13 protein-coding genes are annotated in these 20571 nt (G+C 69.3%); 5 read left to right on the top strand and 8 right to left on the bottom strand.

The features are described 5' to 3' along the window. The first annotated feature begins 8 nt into the window (after positions 1–8). Both ACFU5O_RS25875 and ACFU5O_RS25870 read left to right on the top strand, forming a co-directional pair. Positions 9–719 (top strand): GntR family transcriptional regulator, encoded by a 711-nt coding sequence (locus ACFU5O_RS25875; protein ID WP_384244220.1) that lies wholly within the window; start codon positions 9–11, stop codon positions 717–719. 410 nt (positions 720–1129) lie between these two features. Then, a complete protein-coding gene (locus ACFU5O_RS25870; protein ID WP_384244219.1) occupies positions 1130–2677 on the top strand; it encodes an MFS transporter in 1548 nt (515 codons plus the stop codon). On the opposite strand, the gene ACFU5O_RS25865 is transcribed toward ACFU5O_RS25870, so the two are convergent. Genes ACFU5O_RS25865 through ACFU5O_RS25855 form a run of 3 tightly spaced genes read right to left on the bottom strand, consistent with a single transcriptional unit; the run spans position 2665 to position 5442 of the window. Beyond that, entirely contained in the window at positions 2665–3558 is an 894-nt protein-coding gene (locus ACFU5O_RS25865) for an FAD:protein FMN transferase (RefSeq protein WP_384244218.1), read from the bottom strand. The two genes, ACFU5O_RS25870 and ACFU5O_RS25865, sit on opposite strands and share 13 nt — an antisense overlap. Then, positions 3551–3997 carry an FMN-binding protein gene (locus ACFU5O_RS25860; RefSeq protein WP_384244217.1) on the bottom strand — a complete coding sequence of 149 codons (447 nt, stop codon included), beginning with the start codon at positions 3995–3997 and terminating at the stop codon, positions 3551–3553. The genes ACFU5O_RS25865 and ACFU5O_RS25860 overlap by 8 nt, the downstream gene beginning before the upstream one ends. Before the next feature lie 59 nt (positions 3998–4056). After that, on the bottom strand, positions 4057–5442 hold the full coding sequence (locus tag ACFU5O_RS25855; protein WP_384244215.1) for a ferric reductase-like transmembrane domain-containing protein: 1386 nt from the start codon (positions 5440–5442) through the stop codon (positions 4057–4059). A gap of 174 nt (positions 5443–5616) precedes the next feature. Here ACFU5O_RS25855 and ACFU5O_RS25850 point away from each other — a divergent pair, with 174 nt between their 5' ends. The 3 genes from ACFU5O_RS25850 to ACFU5O_RS25840 all read left to right on the top strand — a co-directional run bounded on the left by ACFU5O_RS25850 (position 5617) and on the right by ACFU5O_RS25840 (position 13819). Further along, positions 5617–6366: a response regulator transcription factor gene (locus ACFU5O_RS25850; protein ID WP_384244214.1), complete on the top strand. Its 750-nt coding sequence runs from the start codon at positions 5617–5619 to the stop codon at positions 6364–6366. Then, entirely contained in the window at positions 6363–7817 is a 1455-nt protein-coding gene (locus ACFU5O_RS25845; RefSeq protein ID WP_384244213.1) for a sensor histidine kinase, read from the top strand. Before ACFU5O_RS25850 ends, ACFU5O_RS25845 begins: the two co-directional genes overlap by 4 nt. Before the next feature lie 356 nt (positions 7818–8173). Then, a complete protein-coding gene (locus tag ACFU5O_RS25840) occupies positions 8174–13819 on the top strand; it encodes a hypothetical protein (RefSeq protein ID WP_384244211.1) in 5646 nt (1881 codons plus the stop codon). Between the two features lie 107 nt (positions 13820–13926). Here ACFU5O_RS25840 and ACFU5O_RS25835 read toward each other — a convergent pair whose 3' ends face one another. The 5 genes from ACFU5O_RS25835 to ACFU5O_RS25815 form a co-directional block, all read right to left on the bottom strand. After that, complete coding sequence (locus tag ACFU5O_RS25835) at positions 13927–14844, bottom strand: S1 family peptidase (RefSeq protein WP_384244210.1); 918 nt, start codon at positions 14842–14844, stop codon at positions 13927–13929. Positions 14845–15722: 878 nt separating this feature from the next. Beyond that, positions 15723–16394 (bottom strand): hypothetical protein, encoded by a 672-nt coding sequence (locus ACFU5O_RS25830; protein WP_384244209.1) that lies wholly within the window; start codon positions 16392–16394, stop codon positions 15723–15725. Then, entirely contained in the window at positions 16391–16729 is a 339-nt protein-coding gene (locus ACFU5O_RS25825) for a hypothetical protein (RefSeq protein WP_384244207.1), read from the bottom strand. Before ACFU5O_RS25825 ends, ACFU5O_RS25830 begins: the two co-directional genes overlap by 4 nt. Before the next feature lie 3 nt (positions 16730–16732). Then, positions 16733–19159, bottom strand: coding sequence for a glycoside hydrolase domain-containing protein (locus tag ACFU5O_RS25820; RefSeq protein WP_384244206.1), 2427 nt, complete (start codon positions 19157–19159; stop codon positions 16733–16735). Positions 19160–19664: 505 nt separating this feature from the next. Further along, entirely contained in the window at positions 19665–20552 is an 888-nt protein-coding gene (locus tag ACFU5O_RS25815; RefSeq protein ID WP_384244205.1) for a DUF4389 domain-containing protein, read from the bottom strand. Positions 20553–20571 lie beyond the last annotated feature (19 nt).

Below are 20571 nucleotides of genomic sequence, written 5' to 3'. Positions count from 1 at the left end.
GGCATGCCATGGGTGACCTGAAGCAGTTCAGCCTGATCACGGCCCAGGAGCGGCTGCGCGACCAGGTCGCTCACGCACTGCGCGCCGCCCTCGTGGCGGGCGAACTCCGCCCGGGCCATGTCTACTCGGCGCCCGGACTCGCCGCCGACTTCGGGATCTCCGCCACCCCGGTGCGCGAGGCCATGCTGGACCTCGCCCGCGAGGGTCTGGTGGAGCCCGTGCGCAACAAGGGATTCCGGATCACCGAGGTCAGCGAGCGCGATCTCGACCAGTACACCGAACTCCGCGCGCTGATCGAGGTGCCGACCATCGGCCTGGTCACCCAGATCGCCACGGAAGAGCAGCTGGAGGAACTCCGGCCGGTCGCCGAGGAGATCGTGGCTCACGCCAGGGACCACGATCTGATCGGCTATCTGGACGCGGACCGTCGCTTCCACCTCGGCCTGCTCGCGCTCGGCGGCAACGACCGGCTCGTCGAGACGGTCGGTGATCTGCGCAAGCGCTCCCGGCTCTACGGTCTCACCCGGCTCGATGAGCTCGGGCAGCTCGTCGCCTCGGCGGAAGAGCACCATGAGCTGCTCGATCTGATGGTGGCCGGTGACGAAGCCGCCGCGGAGGAGTGCATGGCCCGCCATCTCGGCCATGTCCGCTCCCTGTGGGCGCAGGCCAGGGACGAGCCGGTGGAGCCGCGAGGGAAGCGCGGTCTGAGCACCCGCTGAAAGCCGGACGGCACGGCAACCGGCCGAACTCCTGTCGCGTGAACGGCTCGTGGAGTTCGAGAACAGCTGCACCCTGATCGCCGAGGACCAGCCGGAGCGGCCCACGGCAACGCTGCGCGCCTTCATCGCGGAGGCGTGACGGTAGACGTGACCGGAGACGTGACCGGAGACCTGGCCGGAGGCGCAAGGTAGCACCGCGTACGGCGTGCCAAGCCGCCACAACGTGTACAGGGTGTCCAGCGGCACGATGCACGGCGTCACCGGCATCACCGGCATCATCAAAGGCAGGGTGCGGGACCGAATCGGCTGTGCCACGCACGCCGTGATCCACTCGCGGTGCCTGCGACCGCGCCCTACGGTCGGAAAGTGGACACAACTGTCCACCACCCTCCCGCCGAGGGCACCCAGCCATGACCAGCCCGCAGCCGACCCCAGCACCGCGGACCACCGCCCCGGAGCGGGGCGACGGGGCGATCGCGCTACTCGTCATAGCCTCCTGCCAGCTGATGGTGGTTCTCGACATCACCATCGTGAACATCGCGCTGCCGCACATCCAGACGTCCCTCGGCTTCACCACGGCGAATCTTTCGTGGGTCGTCAGCGCCTACACACTCACCTTCGGCGGTCTGCTGCTGCTCGGAGGAAGGTCCGGTGACATCCTCGGCCGCCGACGGGTCTTCATCTGCGGGGTGCTGCTCTTCATCGTCGCCTCACTGCTCGGCGGGCTGGCCCAGAACTCCGGGCAACTCCTCGCCGCCCGCGCGCTCCAGGGCGTCGGCGCCGCCATAGCCTCCCCGACCGCGCTCGCCCTGATCAGCACGACCTTCAGGGAGGGCCCGGAACGAAGCAGGGCCTTCGGTGTCTTCGCCGCCGTCTCCGCCGGCGGCGGTGCGATCGGTCTGCTCGCGGGCGGCGTGCTCGTCGAATGGCTCGGCTGGCGCTGGGTGTTCTTCGTCAACGTGCCGATCGGCGTGCTCATCGTCCTCGCGACGCCGCGCTGGATCAGGGAGTCCGAGCGTTACCCCGGCAGATTCGACCTCGCCGGTGCGCTGACCGCCACCGCCGGCATGGTCCTGCTCGTCTACGGCTTCATCCGGGCGGCGCAGGACGGCTGGCGGGACGGGCTCACCATCGCGTCGTTCGTCGCCGCGGTGCTGATCCTCTCGGTGTTCGTCGTCGTCGAACGCCGCTCCGCACAGCCCATCACCCCGCTCGACATGTTCGCCGACCGTAACCGGACGGGGACGTACGCGATGATGCTGAATCTCGCCGCCGCGATGTTCGGCATGTTCTTCTTCCTGACGCTCTTCGTCCAGAACGTCCTCGACTTCACCCCGCTGGAGGCAGGCCTGGCCTTCCTGCCGGTCAGCGCGACCATCGCGCTCAGCGCGGGCACGACCTCGCAACTCCTCCCCGTGTACGGCCCGAAGCCCTTCATGGTGACCGGTGCCTTGCTGACCACGGGGGGCCTGGCATGGCTCGCCCAGATCGATGTTCACTCCACCTACCTGGGCAGCATTCTCGGACCCATGCTGGTCTTCAGCGCGGGAATGGGCATGGAGTTCATCTCGCTCACGCTGACGGCGCTCTCCCACGTCCCCGACCATGAGTCGGGAGCGGCCTCCGGGCTCCTGAGCACCCATCAGCAGGTCGGGGGTTCGCTCGGACTGTCCATCCTGGTCACCGTGTTCGGTACGGCCTCCACTGCCGAGGCGCGGCAGCAGGTGCCGCGGTTCCTCGCCGGGGCCGACCCGGGCGAACGGCGGCTCTTCGAACGTACCGGCCGCCTGCCACCACCGCTCGCCGACGCGATTCTCACCGCGGGGGTCTCGGCCGCCTTCGCCGTGGCTGCGGTCTTCACCGCGATCGCCGCTGTCATTGCCCTCCTGGTCATCCAGGCCCGTCCCTCGGACCTCGCCCGCCTCAAGGGCGGGACGGAACCGTCTCAGTCGCCCTGAGACCTTCCGTGCCGGGGGAGGAGGTGCCCGGGCCGGAAGCCGTCGGCCACCGGCCCATGGGCGGCGCGGTCGCCGCGGGCCGGGCCGTACGCGGCGAGTCCCGTGCCGTACGCGTTTGATCCCGAGCTGTACGCGGCGAATCCCGGGGTCCACCAGAGACGGCCGCCGGACGTCACGGCGAATGCCTCGACTCCTTCGAGCGACCGGACCCATGCACCGGCGGCGTCCCCCATCGCGAAGGCGGCTGTGGCCAGGACATCGACCTGGGTGAGATGGCGGCCGACCAGTGTGATCGAGGCCAGGCCCGTCGCGGGTCCGCCGGTGACGGGGTCGATGATGTGGCAGCCGCGTTCCGCCGTGCCGGAGGTCGCGACGGCGAGGTCCTGGCCGACGACAACGGTGGTGAGATCGTCGCGGTGGAAGGGGTGCGCGATCCCGATCCGCCATGACCGCCCCGGGGCAGGCCGGCCCCGGCACTGGATGTCGCCGCCGCCGTTGACGGTGTGATGACGGGCGCCCGCGTCGTACAGCATGCGCGAAGCGCGTTCGACCGCCCAGCCCTTGACCATCGCAGAGGGGTCGAGACGGCCGCCGGGGTGAGCGGTGAACCGGCCACCGCTGAGACGGGAGGTGTCCTGGCACAGCCCGAGGACTTCCCCGACCTCCGGATCGCACTCGGCGAGCGTCGTCGCACCGCGGCCCAGACGGCTGATCTGGCTGTCCGGGCGGTACGTCGAGAAGACCGCGTCCACGTGGTGCAGCCAGGCCACCGCGTCGGCGAGCGCCCGGACGATGCCGGGCGTCGCGTCCGCCCGGATGTCGAACGAGAACACCGTGCCCATGACGTGCTCGACGTGGCGCAGGCAGTCCGGCTCAGGCACGGGCCCGGTCCAGCGCGCTCTGCAGCGAGGAGATGTAGCCCTGGCTGGTGTACGTGGCGCCGGAGACCGCGTCGATCTGAGCGTTCTGCGCGGCCAGGGCCCGCTGGGTGAGCCGGGGCACGGCGTCGGCGCTCGGCCCCTGGTCATGGACGCCCTGGAGGACCTGCACGCCGGTGAGCCGGCCATCGGTCAGCGTGGCCCGCACCTGGACGGGACCCTGCCGGGTCTCGACGGTGTCTCCGACGAAGGCTCCCGACACCCGGTCCTTGCGCTCCGGGGCGGATGCGCCGCCGCTCGGTGCGGCCGAGGCCTCGAAGGAGGGAGCGGGCGCCTGAGGGGCGGCGGTGGCGGCCGCCGAGGGGTCGTCCTGGGGCTTGAGGGACAGCAGCAGGACGATGCCCGCTGCGGTGGCGGCGGTGGCTGCGGCGGCTCGGATCATGGAACTCACTCCTCGTGGTTGTGGAAGCTCGCGGTCGTGGGTCAGCACGCGGTCGTGGTTCAGAAGGCGAAGGACTCGTGATGGATGCGGTGCCGTGGGACACCGGCCCTGCCCAGTGCCGTCTTCGCGGCTGCGGTCATCCCCGGCGGGCCGCACAGATAGACGTCGTGTGCCGGCAGCCCGGGGACGAGTCCGGCGATGGCGTCCCCCGTCAGCGGAACCGACGGCCCTTCCGGCCCGTCGACGACGTAGTGCACGCTTGCGCCGCGCGCCGCGGCTATCTCGTCGAGCTCGTCCCGAAGCGCCAGGTCCAGTGGGCTCCGGGCGTAGTAGACGAGCGTCACTTCTCCCGGCAACGTCTCGAAGAGCGCGCGCAGCGGGGTGATGCCCACGCCACCGCCGAGCAGCAGCACCTTGTTGCTGCCCTGGCGGGCGGGGGTGAAGGCTCCGTACGGCCCTTCCGCCCACACCCGGGTGCCGGGCCTGATGTGGGCCAGCGCGGCGCTGTGACCGCCGGACGCCTTGACGGTGATCCGCAGATGGCGCTCGTCGGCGGGCGCGGAGAGCGAGTAGGGGTTGGCCGTCCACCACATCCCCGGAGCGAGGAAGCGCCACCGGAAGAACTGGCCCGGGCGCGCGCCCAGGGCATGCAGATGCTTGCCGGTGACATAGACGGACACCACTCCGGGCGCTTCCTGGTGTACCTCGGCGACATGGAGGCGGTGACGCAGAGCGTGCCTTGCCGGAGTGAGGAAGCGGTACCACAGCAGCAGCCACGCCACCCCGAGATACAGCCCGTACCAGGCCGTTCGCGCTGCCGGATCGTCCATGAAGTCCGCGCCGTTCGACAGCTGGTGGAAGAAGGCGAGGAAGACCGCGAGGTATGTGAGGAAGTGCAGGTAGTACCAGGTCTCGTACGACAGCCTGCGCCGGGCCGCCCTGGCGGAGACGACTCCCACCACGACGAGCAGCAGCATGCCCACGGTGCCCATGAGCATGTCCTCGTATTCGAACACCAGCGTCGTCGTCTGGTCGATGACGCTCGTCTCCGAAGTCACCGAGTACCCCCAGATGATCAGCAGGGTGTGCGCGACCGAGAGCGAGACCGTGTATCGCCCGCCCATGGCGTGCCAGCGTGCCAGCCGGTCGCTCCCCACACTCCGGTCCAGAGCCGGCACCCGGGCCATCAGGGCGAGCAGGACGGCGCACGCGTAGCCGGCGAGCAGCCCGGTGATCCGGCCCGCCCCCGTCAGCCATCCGTCCAGCCCCGTGACCGTTTCGGTGTTGCTCCACCACAGCCCGAGCACAGCGGCGGCGCCGGCGTGGATGACGAGCACGAGGCCCGTGGCGGGGGAACGCCAGGGCCGCCACGACCTGGGCGGCGCATGCTGTGACAGGTGCCTGTTGCCGCGGTTGCTGCCGCGGGTGTGCTGGACGGTGGCCATGGGGCTCCCCTCGGTGGATGTCCTGGGTCCCGGGGGCCGTGCGCTGCGACGGCTCGCGGTGCGGCACACCGTGGCAGCGGAATCTCTGTGTTTCTTCTGAGACGCCGCGGAAGAGGTGTCCGGTGAGCGGACTCATAGGAAATTCAGAGGGAGCGCGGTGATACTGCCGGGGCCATGAGAAATCCGGACACCACCTCGTCCTCACCGGCCGGTCTGCACCGCTCCGACGGCTCAGCCGTGCGGGTGCTCGTCGTGGACGACGAGCCCGACCTGGCCGAAATCCTCTCCGACGCCCTCCGCTACGAAGGCTGGGAGGTGAGCACCGCCGGAACCGGTGAGGACGCGGTCGCCGTCGCACGCGACTTCAGCCCGGACGCGGTGGTGCTGGACATGATGCTGCCCGACATCAACGGGCTCGACGTGCTCCGCCGGCTGCGAGCCCAGGCGCCCGGCGTGTGCGTGCTCTTCCTCACCGCCCGTGATGCGGTGGAGGACCGCATCGCCGGTATCACCGCCGGCGGCGACGACTATGTCACCAAACCCTTCAGCCTCGAGGAGGTGCTCGCACGGCTGCGTGGGCTGCTGCGCCGGGCCGGGATGACCCGCGCGACGGACGAGGCCACGCTGCTGGCCGTCGGCGACCTGGTGATGGACGAGGACGTCCGTGAAGTCTCACGCGGCGGCCGGCTGGTGGATCTGACACCGACCGAATTCGAGCTCCTGCGCTTCCTGATGCGCAATCCACGGCGGGTCCTGAGCAAGGCCCAGATCCTTGACCGTGTGTGGAGCTATGACTTCGGAGGGCAGGCCCATGTGGTCGAGCTCTACATCAGCTATCTCCGGAAGAAGATCGACGCCGGGCGAAGTCCCCTGATCCACACCGTGCGCGGGGTCGGCTACGTCCTCAAGCCGGACCCGTCATGAAGCCCGCACCGCTCCTCGGGGCCCTGGCGGTCCGCAGCCTGCGGGCCCGGCTGACGATCGGACTGGTCGTGCTCCTGGCGCTCTGCTGCGCCGCCGTAGGGCTGGCGACCACCACCGCACTCGAGGGCTTCCTCGTACGACGGCTGGACCAGCAGCTCATGGCCGTCGGCAACCACTTCCCCGCGAGCCTCGACCCCGCGAGCAAACTGCGCGGTGACGGTGGCCCCGACACCCGGGGGCAGGCCACCGGCACCTTCGGAGCCTGTGTCCTGCGCGGCGCGGTGACCCAGGCCGCCGTCGTAGGCGACCGCACAGAGACCCCGGTGCCGCTCACCGCCGCCGACCGCCGCGAACTGGTGGCCGTACCGGGCGACGGCCGCGGGCGCACCGTCCGGCTGTCCACGCTCCATGACTACCGGGTGATCGGTCTGCGGGGGCCTGCGGGAGACGTCCTGATCACCGGCCTGCCGCTCGAGCCCGTCGAGGACACCGTGCAGAGGCTGCGGCTGGTCGAGGCGGTCGTGTTCGGTGCGGCACTGCTGGCCGCCGGGATCGCCGGGGCGGCCTGGGTGAGGCTTTCGCTGCGTCCCTTGCGCAGGGTGGCGGTCACGGCATCACGGGTGGCCCAACTGCCGCTCTCCGGAGGAGAGGTGGCCATGCCGCCGCGGGTACCGCACACCGACCCCCGTACCGAGGTGGGCCAGGTCGGGGACGCGTTCAACAGGATGCTCCGGCATGTCGAGGACTCCCTCGCGCGACGGCACGCGAGCGAGGAACGGCTGCGGCGGTTCGCCGCCGATGCCAGCCATGAACTGCGCACGCCCGTCGCCTCGATCCGCGGCCACGCCGAGCTGGCCCTGCGCCACCCCGGGCCCGTGCCGGACAAGGTGCGCCACTCACTCGACCGGGTCCGGTGCGAATCGCTCCGGATGGGCGAACTCGTGGACGACCTCCTGCTGCTCGCCCGCCTGGACGCGGGCCGTCCGCTCGCGGACGAGCCCGTGGACCTGACCCGGCTGGTGCTCGACGCGGTGAGCGATGCACGGGCGGCCGGCCGGGAACACCGCTGGGTGCTGCAACTGCCCGAGGAGCCCGTGATCGTGCACGGCGACGAGCGGGGACTGCAGCAGGTGCTGACCAATCTGCTCGCCAACGCCCGTACCCACACGCCGCCGGGCACCACCGTGAGCGTCGCGCTCGGCGAACCGGACGGCGAGGTGCAGATCCTGGTGGAGGACGACGGTCCCGGGGTCCCGAAGGAGCTGCAGTCGGAGATCTTCGAGCGCTTCGTACGGTCCGACAACGGGCGGTCGAGAAGTGCGGGCGGCACCGGCCTCGGCCTTGCCATCACCCACGCGGTGACGTCGGCGCACGGAGGCCGCGTCGAACTTCGCAGCCGACCGGGCCGCACGCTGTTCCGGGTGGCGCTGCCGCAGCGGCCCGGGCGATAGGGAGTCAGTCCGCGCCCCGCGCGCCCCGCGCCCCGCGCGCCCCGCGCCCCCGCGCCCCCCGCACCGCCCGGCCGCCGCCGCGGAACCGCAGATCCGCCCTGCGCGTGGGCCGTTGGGATGATCCATCCGTACCGGCTGAAACGACTCGGATAACCGCGATTGTGGATCATTCCTCCCTATGGTGTGTTTTGCCCAGCCAATTGATCCTGTGATCACTCCTGGGAGCCCCGGATGTCCGTATTCAGACCCCCTGGGGTCCCGACCGTGTGCCCGGGAAGCAGGGCCCAGCCTCCTGGTCACGACGCTGCTGGTCCGGTCTTCTCGGTGCTCTGCTGGTTCTGGGCCCGGTTCCGGCGGTGCCCCTGCTGAGCGCGCGGAGCGCGCAGGCGGCAGAGTCGGAGGTGCCGCAGTGGCGCGAACCGGCGGCAACGGCGTCCCCGGCGAGCAGGGCGGCAGGCAGCAAGGCCGCAGGCGCTCCCGCAACGGGCAGCAGAAAAGCAGGCGCTCCCGCAACGGGCAGCAGAAAAGCAGGCGGCAAGGGAGCCAAGGCGGCCGCGGCCCCTCTCGACTGCACGGGCGACACGATCTACGCCCTCCAGAACGGCGCCGGCGCCACGGACTTCGGTACCCTGCTGGCCCTGGACGCGAGCACCCTCCAGGGACCGACGCCGAGCGTGACCGCCACCGTCGTCAGCAAGATCCCCCAGGGAGGTATGACCAACGACCTCGGCGTCCTCCCCGGCGGCACCGGCGCCTACCTGGTCAACCGGACGGGTACGGCGTCGTCCATCGTCGTGCACGGCTACGACGCGGCCTCCGGCAGCTGGACCCGGTACACCGGAACCACCCCCGGCAACAACGTCGTCGTCGTCGCGGGCGCCATCGATCCGGCGACCCGTATCTACTACTACGCCGCTCTCGGCACCGGCACGAACACCACTCCCGGCAAGGTCACGGTCTTCGGGTTCGACACCACGACCAACACCGCGATCCCGGGGGTGATCGCCACCTTCAATCTCCCCATCACCAGCCGGTTCAGTGCCAACGGCGACATCGCCTTCGACGCGGTCGGCAATCTCTACATCGTCACCTCGGCCAACAGCTCCAACAACGCGGCGATCGGGGTCGTCCCCGGCCCCCTCCCCACGACGGGCTCGGCGACCGGCGTCTCGCTGCCCATCGAGGCGCTCACCCGTATCGACAATCCTCTGCAGCACCAGTACAACGGGATCGCCTTCGACAACGACGGGAAGCTGTTCATCGAGTTCAGCGCCCCCGCGCCGTCCACCAGCACCTTCCTGCAGGCGATCAACCCGAACAACGGGGCGGCCATCGGCCAGCCGAAGGAGCTGTCGGACACCACGTTCGTCTCGGTGGACCTCGGGGCCTGCTCGACCAACCCGACGCTGACCCTGCGGAAGAACATCGCCGGACGGTTCCAGACGTCGACCTCGTCGAACGACCAGTTCGAGCTGTCGATCACCGGCGGAGGTATCTCCCAGGGCAACACCGCCACCACGACGGGAAGCACCACCGGCGTCCAGTCCGCCGATGTAGGGCCGTTCGTCGGAGTGGCCAACACGACGTACACGCTCTCCGAGACGGCGGCATCGGGCGGCAGCCTCGACAACTACACGACGGCCTATCAATGCGTCGACACCGCCAACGGCAACAGACCGGTGGCTTCGGGCAACACCGTCGACTTCGCGCTGCACTTCCCGGCCATCGAGCCGGGGGAGAACAGCCCCCGAATCGTCTGCACGTTCACGAACACCCCCAAGCCGGCGGCCCCGGCCCTGACCATGGTCAAGTCGGCCGACCCCGTCTCCGTGACCGGTGCGGGCCAGCTCGTCACCTACAGCCATGTGGTCACCAACACCGGCAATGTGACGCTGACCGGAGTGAACGTCACCGAGACCGTGTTCTCGGGATCCGGTCCGGATCCGCAGGTGTCGTGCCCGGGCGACTCTCTCGCCCCGGAGCAGTCGATGACGTGCACGGCGACGTACACCGTGACGCAGACCGACGTGAACGCGGGCGAGATCGAGAACACGGCTGTCGCTCGGGGCACCCCGCCCTCCGGCCCCGATGTGACGGCGACAGCGAGCGAAACCGTGACGGCAAGTCAGGACCCGTCCCTGTCACTCGTGAAGACGGTGGCGGGTGACGGCGGCCCGTTCCGCTCCGGCGAGATCCTGACCTACTCGTACCTGGTGACCAACACGGGGAACGTGACGGTGTCGGACGTGAACGCGAGCGACATCACGTTCTCCGGGACCGGGCCGCAGCCGGACATCTCGTGTCCTGTCGGTCCCCTCGCGCCGGGTGGGTCGATGACCTGCACCGGGACGTACACGGTGACGCAGGAGGACGTGGACGCGGGTCGGATCACGAACACCGCCGTCGCCACGGGAACTCCGCCGAGTGGTTCCGCGGTGCAGTCGAACGAGTCGACGGCGCTTTTCACCCCACAGCGCAACCCCGCCCTGACTCTGGTGAAGACCGCCTCGCCCTCCACCGTCACCGCCGCCGACCAGCACGTCGGCTACACGTTCCTGGTCACGAACACGGGCAATGTGACATTGTCCGCGGTGAGTGTGAGTGAGACGGCGTTCTCGGGTTCGGGTACGGATCCGGAGGTGTCGTGCCCGGGGAATTCGCTTGCTCCGGGGCAGTCGATGACGTGTACGGCGACGTACACGGTGACGCAGGCCGATGTGAACGCCGGTGAGATCGGGAACACGGCCGTTGCGAGGGGTACGCCGCCGGGCGGTCCCGCGGTGACGGCGACGGCGAGCGAGACGGTGACCGCCGATCAGAACCCGGCCGTCTCTCTCGTGAAGACGGCCGCACCCGAGTCGGTGACCGCGGCCGACCAACTCGTGACCTACCACTTCGAGGTCACGAACACGGGCAATGTGACGTTGTCCGCGGTGAGTGTGAGTGAGACGGCGTTCTCGGGTTCGGGTACGGATCCGGAGGTGTCGTGCCCGGGGAATTCGCTGGCCCCGGGGCAGTCGATGACGTGCACGGCGACGTACACGGTGACGCAGGCCGATGTGAACGCCGGTGAAATCGGGAACACGGCCGTTGCGAGGGGTACGCCGCCGAGTGGTCCCGCGGTGACGGCGACGGCGAGCGAGACGGTGACCGCCGATCAGAACCCGGCCGTCTCGCTGGCGAAGACCGTCGTCGGTGACGGCGGCGTGTTCCGTTCCGGCGAGGTGCTGACGTACTCGTTCCTGGTGACGAACACCGGGAATGTGACCCTCTCCGGCATCGACGTGAGCGATATCGCGTTCTCGGGAACGGGACAGGCGCCGGCGGCATCGTGCCCGGGCAGCTCGCTCGCCCCAGGCGGGTCGATGACGTGCACCGCCACCTACACGGTGACCCAGGAAGACGTTGATGCGGGTTCGGTGACGAACACGGCCCGCGCGACGGGCACTCCACCCAGTGGCCCGGCTGTGTCGAGCCAGTCGTCGGCACTCTTCACCCCCCGGGTCAATCCGGATCTGACGCTGGCGAAGACCGCCGCACCGGAGACCGTGACAGCGGTGGGCCAGACCGTCACCTACGGCTTCGTGGTCACGAACACCGGCAATGTGACCCTCGCCGATGTGGAGGTGACAGAGGCCGCGTTCTCGGGTTCGGGTCCGGATCCGCAGGTGTCGTGTCCGGCGGGCTCCCTCGCCCCCGGCCGGTCGAAGACCTGCACGGCGGTCTACACCGTCACCCAGGCCGACTTCAACGCGGGTTCGGTGACCAACACGGCCCGCGCCACCGGAACTCCGCCCAGTGGCCCGGCTGTGACGACGCCGCCGTCGACGTCGACGGTGACCATGGAGCAGGGCCCGGCGCTGACGCTGGTGAAGACGGCTTCGCCGTCCGCGGTGAGCGCCGCGGGCCAGACCGTCGCCTACACCTTCCTGGTCACCAACACCGGCAATGTGACGCTGTCGGACGTGGACGTGAACGAGACCACGTTCTCGGGTTCGGGTCCGGATCCGCAGGTGTCGTGCCCGGCCGGCTCCCTCGCCCCCGGCGGGTCGAAGACGTGCACGGCGGCCTACACCGTCACCCAGGCCGATGTGAACGCCGGTGCGGTGACCAACGGAGCCACCGCCACCGGAACTCCGCCCACCGGCCCCGCGGTGACGGCGACCGGGACCGCGACGGTGACCGCGGAACAGGCTCAGGAGCTGTCGCTGGTGAAGACGGTGGCCGGGGACGGTGGGGCGTTCCGCAGCGGTGAGGTGCTGACGTACACGTTCCTGGTGACGAACACCGGCAATGTGACGGTGTCGGGCGTGGACGTGAGCGACATCGCGTTCTCGGGTTCGGGTCCGGATCCGGAGGTGTCGTGCCCGGCGGGTGCCCTTGCCCCGGGTCAGTCGAAGACCTGCACGGGGACCTACACCGTCACCCAGGCAGATGTGGAGGCGGGCGAGATCAGGAACACGACCGTTGCCACGGCCACTGCGCCCGGCGGCTTCGTGGTGGAGTCGAACGAGTCGTCGGCGGTGTTCACCCCCCGGGTCAGTCCCGCTCTGACGCTGGTGAAGTCGGCCTCGCCACCCGTGGTGACGGCAGCCGGCCAGAGTGTCGCCTACACCTTCGTGGTGACGAACACCGGCAACGTGAGGCTCACCGATGTGGAGGTGAACGAGACCGCGTTCTCGGGATCGGGTCCGGCGCCGAACGCGTCGTGCCCGGAGGGTTCGCTCGAGCCCGGGCAGTCCAAGACGTGCACGGGGACGTACACCGTGACGCAGTCGGATCTGAACGTCGGCGTGGTGACGAACACCGCCGTCGCCACGGGTACTCCGCCCACCGGACCGGCGGTCACGACGACCGCGACCGAGACGGTGACGGCGGAGCAGGACCCCGCGCTGACGCTGGTGAAGACGCCTTCGCCGACCTCGGTCACCGCTGCCGGCCAGAGCGTCGCCTACACGTTCCTGGTGACGAACACCGGCAATGTGACGCTTGCGGACGTGGACGTGACCGAGCCCTCGTTCACCGGGTCGGGTCCGGATCCGCAGGTGTCGTGCCCGGCGGGTGGCCTTGCCCCAGGGCAGTCGAAGACGTGCACGGCGGCCTACACCGTCACCCAGGCCGATGTGAGCGCCGGCGCGGTGACGAACGGCGCCACGGCCACGGGTACACCGCCGAGCGGCCCCGCGGTCACGGCAACGGACAGCGCGACGGTGACGGCGACCTCGGTTCTCTCCGTGGGACTGACGCTGGCGAAGACGGCTGCACCCGCCAAGGTGACCCGCCCCGGCGAGCGCGTGGAGTACCGCTTCGTAGTGACGAACACCGGCTCCACGCCCCTGTCGGACGTGGGGGTGCGCGAGACGGCATTCACGGGAGTGGGCCCGGAGCCCGAGGTGTCGTGCCCGGGCAGTTCGCTTGATCCTGGTCAGGCGATGACGTGTACCGCGAACTACACGGTCGAGAGGGCGGACTTCCGGGCCGGTTCGGTGAAGAACACGGCCGTCGCGACCGGGGCACCGCCCACCGGCCCGGCCGTGACGGCCACGGCGAGCGCGACCGTGACCACGTCCGGGCACCAGGACCCGGGGCTGACGCTGAAGAAGAAGGCATGGCCCGCCAAGGTGACCCGCGCCGGCAAGCGGATCTCGTACGAGTTCGTCGTCAGGAACACCGGCACGGTGCCCCTGTCGGACGTGAAGGTGAGCGAGGACCGGTTCACGGGCAAGGGACCGAAACCGAAGGTGTCGTGCCCGGCCGGTTCGCTCGGTCCCGGTGAGTCGATGACGTGTACGGCGAGCTACACGGTCAAGAAGGGCGATCTCCGGGCCGGTTCGGTGAAGAACACGGCCACCGCCACGGGCACCCCGCCCACCGGTCCCGGGGTGACCTCTGCGCCGTCGAGTGCGAAGGTCACCACATCGCATCGCAACAACCACGGCCACGACCACCACGACAACCACCACGACAACCACCACGACAACCACCACGGCCATCGGCCGTAACAGGAGAGCAGGGACGCGCGTGGGCCGGTCCCCGGACTTCGGTTCGGGGACCGGCCCACGCCTTTGCGTCCACCCGGTCGTTGCGGCCGGCCGGCCGGAGGGTCGTGCTAGAAGACGCTCACTCCGTACGCGCTCAGCGCCTCGGTGACCGGCTGGAAGAACGTGGTTCCGCCGCTGGTGCAGTCGCCGCTGCCGCCGGAGGTCAGTCCGAGCGCGGTGGAGCCGGAGAACATCGAGCCGCCGCTGTCGCCGGGCTCGGCGCAGACGTTGGTCTGGATCAGGCCGTAGACGATGTCGCCGCCACCGTAGTTGACGGTCGCGTTGAGGCCGGTGACGGTCCCGCCGTGCAGACCCGTGGTGCTGCCGCTGCGCTGGACGGACTGGCCGACGTAGGCGTTGCCCGCGGAGGTGATGTCACGGTACGTGCCGTTGTACAGGTACACACGGCCGTCCGCCGCCGAGGCGTTGGAGTGCCGGATGATGCCGTAGTCGTTGCCCGGGAAGCTGGTACCCACGCGGGTACCGAGCAGGGACGTACCGGCCGAGTTGGTGTACCAGGTGCTGCCGATGTTGGTGCAGTGACCGGCCGTCAGAGCGTAGTAGGTGCTGCCGCTACGGACGTTGAAGCCCAGCGAGCAGCGTCCGCCGCCGGCGTAGATCGCCTGTCCGCCGGCGATGAGCTTGTTGAACGTGCCAGGGGTGCGCTTGACCTCGAGGGCCCCGGCGCGGCTGCCGGCGGCCTTCTTGATCTTCGCCAGCTCGGCGGCCGAGACGCTGGAGTCCGCGGTGAGGACGAGCTTGCCGGACTTCGTGTCGGTGTACCAGGCGGTGCCGGGCACATCGGCGCCGAGGACCGCGTCGCTCGCCTGGGCGAGTTCGGCGGCCACCGGCCGCGGGGCGGCGGTGGAGTCGGCCACCGCGCTCGGGGCGGCGAGCGCGAAAGCGGTCAGCAGGGCGGAGGCAACGGCGGTCAGCCGTGCACCTCTTGCGATGCCGCGGTGGGGAGTGAGGCGCTTGATGTTCACTACATCCTCCGGTGGGGGATCCGAGGGCCCGTTGGGTGGACGGGTCCGAGGGGGCGCCGATCGCGGGCAGTTGGCGGCCTGCAGAGGTGACCGTCATGTGCCTGTCAATCGATCGATACGGATCCTGTACGTGCGCCGATTCCGCGACAAGATCGCCTTTCGGTCGCTCTACGCGCGTCCACTCGGTAGCTTGTGCGATCCGTGCGGTGGCGTGGTGCTGTGACGATGAGGTTCCGCTTGTCACTGCGGCCGGTTCCGGCGCATCGCGCGCCATCGACGGGGTGCGTCGGCGCGTTTGCTGCCGGAGAAGATGCCTGGCCGTCTCGTGGCGCGGGCGGCGCTGTGGTGAGGGTGGCGCGAAGCATCCAAGCGGAAGGCTGTCTGCCATTTAGGCAGTTCAGAGTTCAACAGGTCGCCTGCGCGGGGTGCGGAGCGGTCCCGGCGAGGCGGACGGCCGTCCCGCTCGCGGCATCCGGCGGTGCCGGCGTTGCAGTGGCTCCCGCAATCACGGCGACCGGGATCGGGAGCCCGGCCCCCCGGCCGGATGTGGATCATGGCCTGATCCATGCGGCCCCGAGGGGGTGAGGCGGTGTTGTCGACGGGTTCCGGCCGGCCTGCGTGCCACTCCTATATGCGTCAATCACTCCCGTTCGCCCGCGCGATCGAGGTGGCCGGATCTCACCCGTCCGGATCGTGGGACGGTCAGTCGGCCGGGCAGGGAGGGGCAAAATGTCGCGCACCTCCCGCACGGGCCTTACAGAAGCCGCCGCCAGAAGCGCCGAGCCCGTCGCAGCCAGGATGAACGACGGGGCCAGGATGAACGACGGGGCCACAGCACGTGCAGCTGCGACCCCGTTGCCTCGAACGCAACGGCCGCACTAGACCGCGCGGAGGGCGAACGCTTTCGCCTTCGAGCGTCGCTTCGGGTCGAACGCGTCGACCGCACCCGCGCCCTCGCCCGGGCTGTCGTTCCAGCCGCGGATCTTTCGCGCGACACCCTTCACCTTCGGGTGACCGGACTTGAGTGCGATCTGGAAGTGCGACTCCTTCGGCGTGCGCATGTCCCCACCCCACGCCACCGAGCCGTCCAGCTCCGCCAGGATGTCCCGGACGATCACCAGCTCATGCGAGTACAGACCGCCCTTGACGCCCACGGGGTAGGCCTCCGGACGAATCGCTATCGCCGTGCCCGACAGGTGGTTCGACTCGTACCGCTCGTGCGCACGGCGCGACCGGGTGTGGCCGTGCACATCCCCTGCGCGGAGCTGGTCGATCTCGTAGTGGAAGCGGCGCGCCACATGAAGCAGGATCACGGCCGCATCGCCGTCAGCCAGACGCACCGTGTGACCGCTGCCCTCGATGCCGAACTCCTCGGCCTCCTCCAGGATCGGCCAGCCGTTCGCCGACCGAGCGCCCTGCCACACCCCGGCGGGCGCCGGGCCGGCGGCAGCCGCGGGACCGGCCGTGCCGAGCGACCCGAGCACCACCGCACCGGCGACACCGCCCGTCGCGCCGACGAACCGGCGCCGCGACAACTCATGAACAATCACGACTTCCCCCTCTTCGCTCTCCGACGGGACACCGCCGACCACACGGCTCCTCCCACACACAGCACGATCAGCAGCCACAGGGTGACGATGGCCGGGTTCACCCAGGCGGGAACAAGGTCGTAGTGGGCGTTGCACTTGTTGTGCATCGGGAACCACTGCGACGGCTCCTGCCAGTGCTCGGCCCTGTAGTTGTCGTCAAGGGGCTGGCCGACGGCGTTGCACGTCTCGTCGATCTCATGACCACCGGAGAACATGCCTACGAAGTAGGTGACCCCCAGCAGGAACGAGAGGGCGACAGCCAGGGCCAGCCATGCCACTGGGCCGAACCGGCGCATCGGCTACTCCTTCTGTGCACGCGCCGCGGCACGCGACTTGGCGGCGCGCAGGTAGGTTTCATGATTCTTCCGGTACGTGGCCGCCATCCGCGACTCCGTGCCGGTGCGGGCGAGGAGCGTGTCGACGAAGCCCCTCTCGAACGGCTCCAGCTCGTCGTAGCCCAGCATGGCGGGAAGCGTCTTGATACCGCCCCGGACCGTGACCAGACCGATCTGTGCCGCGACGACTTCCTTGTCGTCCGCCGCGGTGAGGATGTTGTGCGCCAGGAACTTGGCGTCCTCCGTGTTCCCGCTGAACCGGCCCTGCCAGTACCGCTGGAAGCGCTTGAGCCCCCCGCCGCCGTTGTAGAGGTCCCGGACAGCGGTGACGATGTCCTTGTTGTTGTTGCGTACCGCGTCGGCCATCAGCCAGGCGTCCGCGTCCTCGATCAGGTCGTTGAAGCCGAAGGTGGAGGCCACGCCGACCTTTGCCAGCTTCTCCATGCAGAACGTGTGCCCCGACGGGTAGGTGTCCGTGGCGTGACGCCAGTCGGCGTAGAACGTCAGAAGGTCACCGCCCCATCCGGCGATGTCGCCCTCGTTGACCGAGCGGGGGTTGCCCGGCTTCCACGCCACGAAGTGGCCGTTCGCCGACGCCATCAGGTGCTCCGCGCCCAGCTCGTGGCCGGTGAAGGGGTCCTTGAACTCCTTCATCACCGACATGCCCCGTCCGTTCGCGAAGTTCACGAACGCGCCGTCGTACGGCCCGATCAGGAAGTCCCAGTCGCCGCCGCCGTACTTCTGGTGACGCGCGTACTCCATGACGAGCTGGTTCGGATTGCCCTTGCCGTACTCCACGGCGAGCTGGTGGAGACGTGCGATGTAGTTGATGAAGTCGTCCGCCGGACCCGCCGGCCTGTTGACGGAGTTCTGGCCCGGGTCCGCACCCGAGACGACATCGCGGTCCAGGTCGAAGGTGTCCGACCCGTTGGTGACCTTGAACTCCTTGATCTGGTTGTAGGCCCAGTTCGCCGGGAGCGGGAAGCCCAGGTTCCCGGAGAAGCCCCAGGACATGCCCGACACGAACGAGTAGCGGGCACCGGTCTGCTTCGTCACGTTCGCGCACACGTTCCGTGACCCGTAGACGCCGTGGATGTAGCGCTTGCCGTTGTAGGCCAGGCCCGCGGCGACGCCGTGGAAGTAGGGCACGATCGCCGAGTCGACCTCTTCCTGGGTGGCGTCGTAGTCCACCGCGAAGTACAGCGTCGTGCCCCGGTTGAAGCCGTACTCGGCGGCCAGCTTGTGCGCGTTCAGGGCGTGCATATAGCCCGTCGAGTAGGTGAAGTCGGCGAGCTGGCGCGCGTTGTCCTGGTAGATGGGGAAGACCTTCAGGCCCGCATCGAAGATCGTCTTGAGCTCTCCGGGCTTGATCTCCTTGTCCAGGGTCGAGCCCGGCGGGTCGTACAGGTAGCGGCCCACCACCTGGTAGCCGTTGTCGCGCAGATACTTCGCCCGCGAGGCGGTGATCTCGAACCGGGTGTCGCTGCCGGTCGCGGGACGGTCCGCGTCGCCCATCGAGACCAGGAGCTGCGCCCAGGTCTGGTAGTCCGCGCGGCCCGAGACCGACAGCTTGGAGAACGACTGGAAGGCCCGCACGAAGTCGGCGAGCCTGGCGTCGTAGTTGCTGCGCCACGTCGTGGGCGTGCCCGCGTCACTGTTGCCGGACGGAACCGGCGAGTTGAACACGCACGCGGCCGAGAACATCTCGACGAAGACGCCCGAGTCGCCCTCGCCCAGATTCTTCGATTTCAGCCCGGCCTGTGTGGCCGGACCGAAGCTTCCGTTGGGGGAGGCGATACCGAGCTCGTACTGGAGACCGGTCATGAGCGCCTTCTGCACGTCACGGGAGTAGATCCCGTCGCACGGGCCGATGCTGTAGGCACTCTTCTGCCAGTAGCGGCCGTTGAGCCACCGCTGGATCGACCTGATGTCGTCCGTGCCGCCGGCCACCTTGATGTAGGCATCCATGTTGAGGATGCACTTGAAGATGTTCGGCGTGGTCTGGCCGCCCGCGGTCCCCGTCCCGCCGTCGGGCAGGCCCATGTCGAGACGCATCTGCTTGACCGCCTCGGTGGTGACCGCGCCGTACTCGCCGAAGCCGTTGGCGCCCCAGTAGCCCTTGCAGAACAGGCCGTGCTGGATGATGCGGACGATGTTGCTGTTCTTGTTCCAGCCGAACCCGATGTCGCCGAGGGCCTGGAGCTTGGCCATCGTGGTGGGCCCGAAGCTGGCGACGACCGGGCTGATGCCCAGCTCGTGCTGGAGCCCCATGGTCAGCGAGTTCATGGTGGACCAGCCGGTGCGGCCGTCCTCCGGGCAGCGCCGGTAGCCCGAAACGTTCCCGTAGGTTGCGTTCACCCACTTCTGTGCGTCAAGGACTTTCGCGTCCAAGATCGACCTCTCTTCTCATGCGCACGCAGCCAGGCAGCTGCAGTCGTCGTTCGCGGGGACTCGACGACCGCATACGAGCTGGTGCTGCGGGTGCGAACCTGCTGTCCGGAAGCCTTCGTTCCTCTTGACGGCTCCTGGCAGGGGAAGTTGTGGGCCGGGGGCCCAGCGGGAATGTCCAGGTCCCAGCGCCCGGGGGTGCCTCAGTGAAGCAGCGTGCGTGAAACCGTGTGCTTGATCAAGCGCCTGTCGGAGGGAAGGACGCCTGTGGCTTGAACCGGCCCGCCATGCGGAATCCCATGGCCCGAGCGTGTGTCCTCTGCTGCTTGCCGAAAGTCGCCGAGACGGGTCTTAGCGGATGAGGAACGAGGCGTTCGGCGACGAAGGAAAACGACCGGAAGCCGTCGACCGGTGCACCACCGGGCGTTGAAGGGGAATGCCCTCGCCGGCGCTTCGGCCTTCGGGCGGCTCGATTCAGCGTTCTCGGGGCGTTCGTCGCGGCTTCAACTCAGGTAAGTGCAGGGGCCTTGCTCGAGCATGTCGCCGTCATTGTCGAAATGCTCCTTTGCCGGATCGCAGGTGTCGCCGTGAAAGCCGTCCGCTGTCGGGGGCCGGCCGACGATCCGAGCGCCGGCTGTGAAGTGGTGCCGTTGTTCATGGTGACGCTGCCGGTCGCCGAGAAGATCCAGTACAGGACCCCGAGGACCAGAAACAGGACGACCAAGGCCTTGCCCGCGCCGGAGAGCAGCAGCGGGCGGGAGGCCGAGCGCGGTGGCTCGGTGGGGTGGGTCTCGTCGCCGAACAAGTGCTTGGGGTACGCCGCGGTCAGCATCATCAGGTAGGCGCTCACACGCATCGCATAGCGGACGGTGGCAGCGGTTGCCTCGAACAGCGGGCGCGGCATCCGGCCGAGGATCAGCACCAGGAGCCAGAAGATGAAGGAGATCACGTACCAGCCGGCCGTGACCAGGTAGTCCACGACGGCGGCGGGGATGACCAGGATGATGCGGAACAGGACAGCCAGACGGTTGAGCTCGCCGGGGTGTACCTCGACCTGGACGGGGTGGCCGGGCGCGTGGAAGGCGAACGGCGGGTAGGCGTCGACCAGCAGCATGGCGTAGGCGTTGACGCGGGTCGCGTAGACGAGATAGCCGGACAGGAACGAGGCGATCGATTCGGGCAGCCGTCCGCTGAACAGGGCGGCGAACCAGCCGACGATCGTGACGAAGAATGCGGCGATCCCCAGGAAGAGCACGGCGATGTACTGGGGGACCAGCAGGAGCCAGCGCAGCAGCACGGTCCAGCGGCGCTGTCGACCGGGCTCGGGAAGGTCCAGCTCCGGAAGCAGCTCAGCGGTCGCGGGATAGGGGCGCGCCGCCCACGTCGGGTCTGCCATGGCCGGCTCCTGTCAGGTC

Origin of the sequence: Streptomyces sp. NPDC057445 (assembly GCF_042802855.1) — a bacterium.
Lineage (GTDB): Bacteria > Actinomycetota > Actinomycetes > Streptomycetales > Streptomycetaceae > Streptomyces.
Note: the sequence above shows the minus strand (reverse complement) of the source record. Positions and strands in the feature narration are given on the sequence as shown.

Excerpts from the sequence above, each read along its gene's own strand:
- ACFU5O_RS25875 (WP_384244220.1), top strand. The coding sequence starts at position 9 with ATGGGTGACCTGAAGCAGTTCAGCCTGATCACGGCCCAGGAGCGGCTG.
- ACFU5O_RS25870 (WP_384244219.1), top strand. The coding sequence starts at position 1,130 with ATGACCAGCCCGCAGCCGACCCCAGCACCGCGGACCACCGCCCCGGAG.
- ACFU5O_RS25860 (WP_384244217.1), bottom strand. The coding sequence starts at position 3,997 with ATGATCCGAGCCGCCGCAGCCACCGCCGCCACCGCAGCGGGCATCGTC.
- ACFU5O_RS25855 (WP_384244215.1), bottom strand. The coding sequence starts at position 5,442 with ATGGCCACCGTCCAGCACACCCGCGGCAGCAACCGCGGCAACAGGCAC.
- ACFU5O_RS25850 (WP_384244214.1), top strand. The coding sequence starts at position 5,617 with ATGAGAAATCCGGACACCACCTCGTCCTCACCGGCCGGTCTGCACCGC.
- ACFU5O_RS25845 (WP_384244213.1), top strand. The coding sequence starts at position 6,363 with ATGAAGCCCGCACCGCTCCTCGGGGCCCTGGCGGTCCGCAGCCTGCGG.
- ACFU5O_RS25825 (WP_384244207.1), bottom strand. The coding sequence starts at position 16,729 with ATGCGCCGGTTCGGCCCAGTGGCATGGCTGGCCCTGGCTGTCGCCCTC.
- ACFU5O_RS25815 (WP_384244205.1), bottom strand. The coding sequence starts at position 20,552 with ATGGCAGACCCGACGTGGGCGGCGCGCCCCTATCCCGCGACCGCTGAG.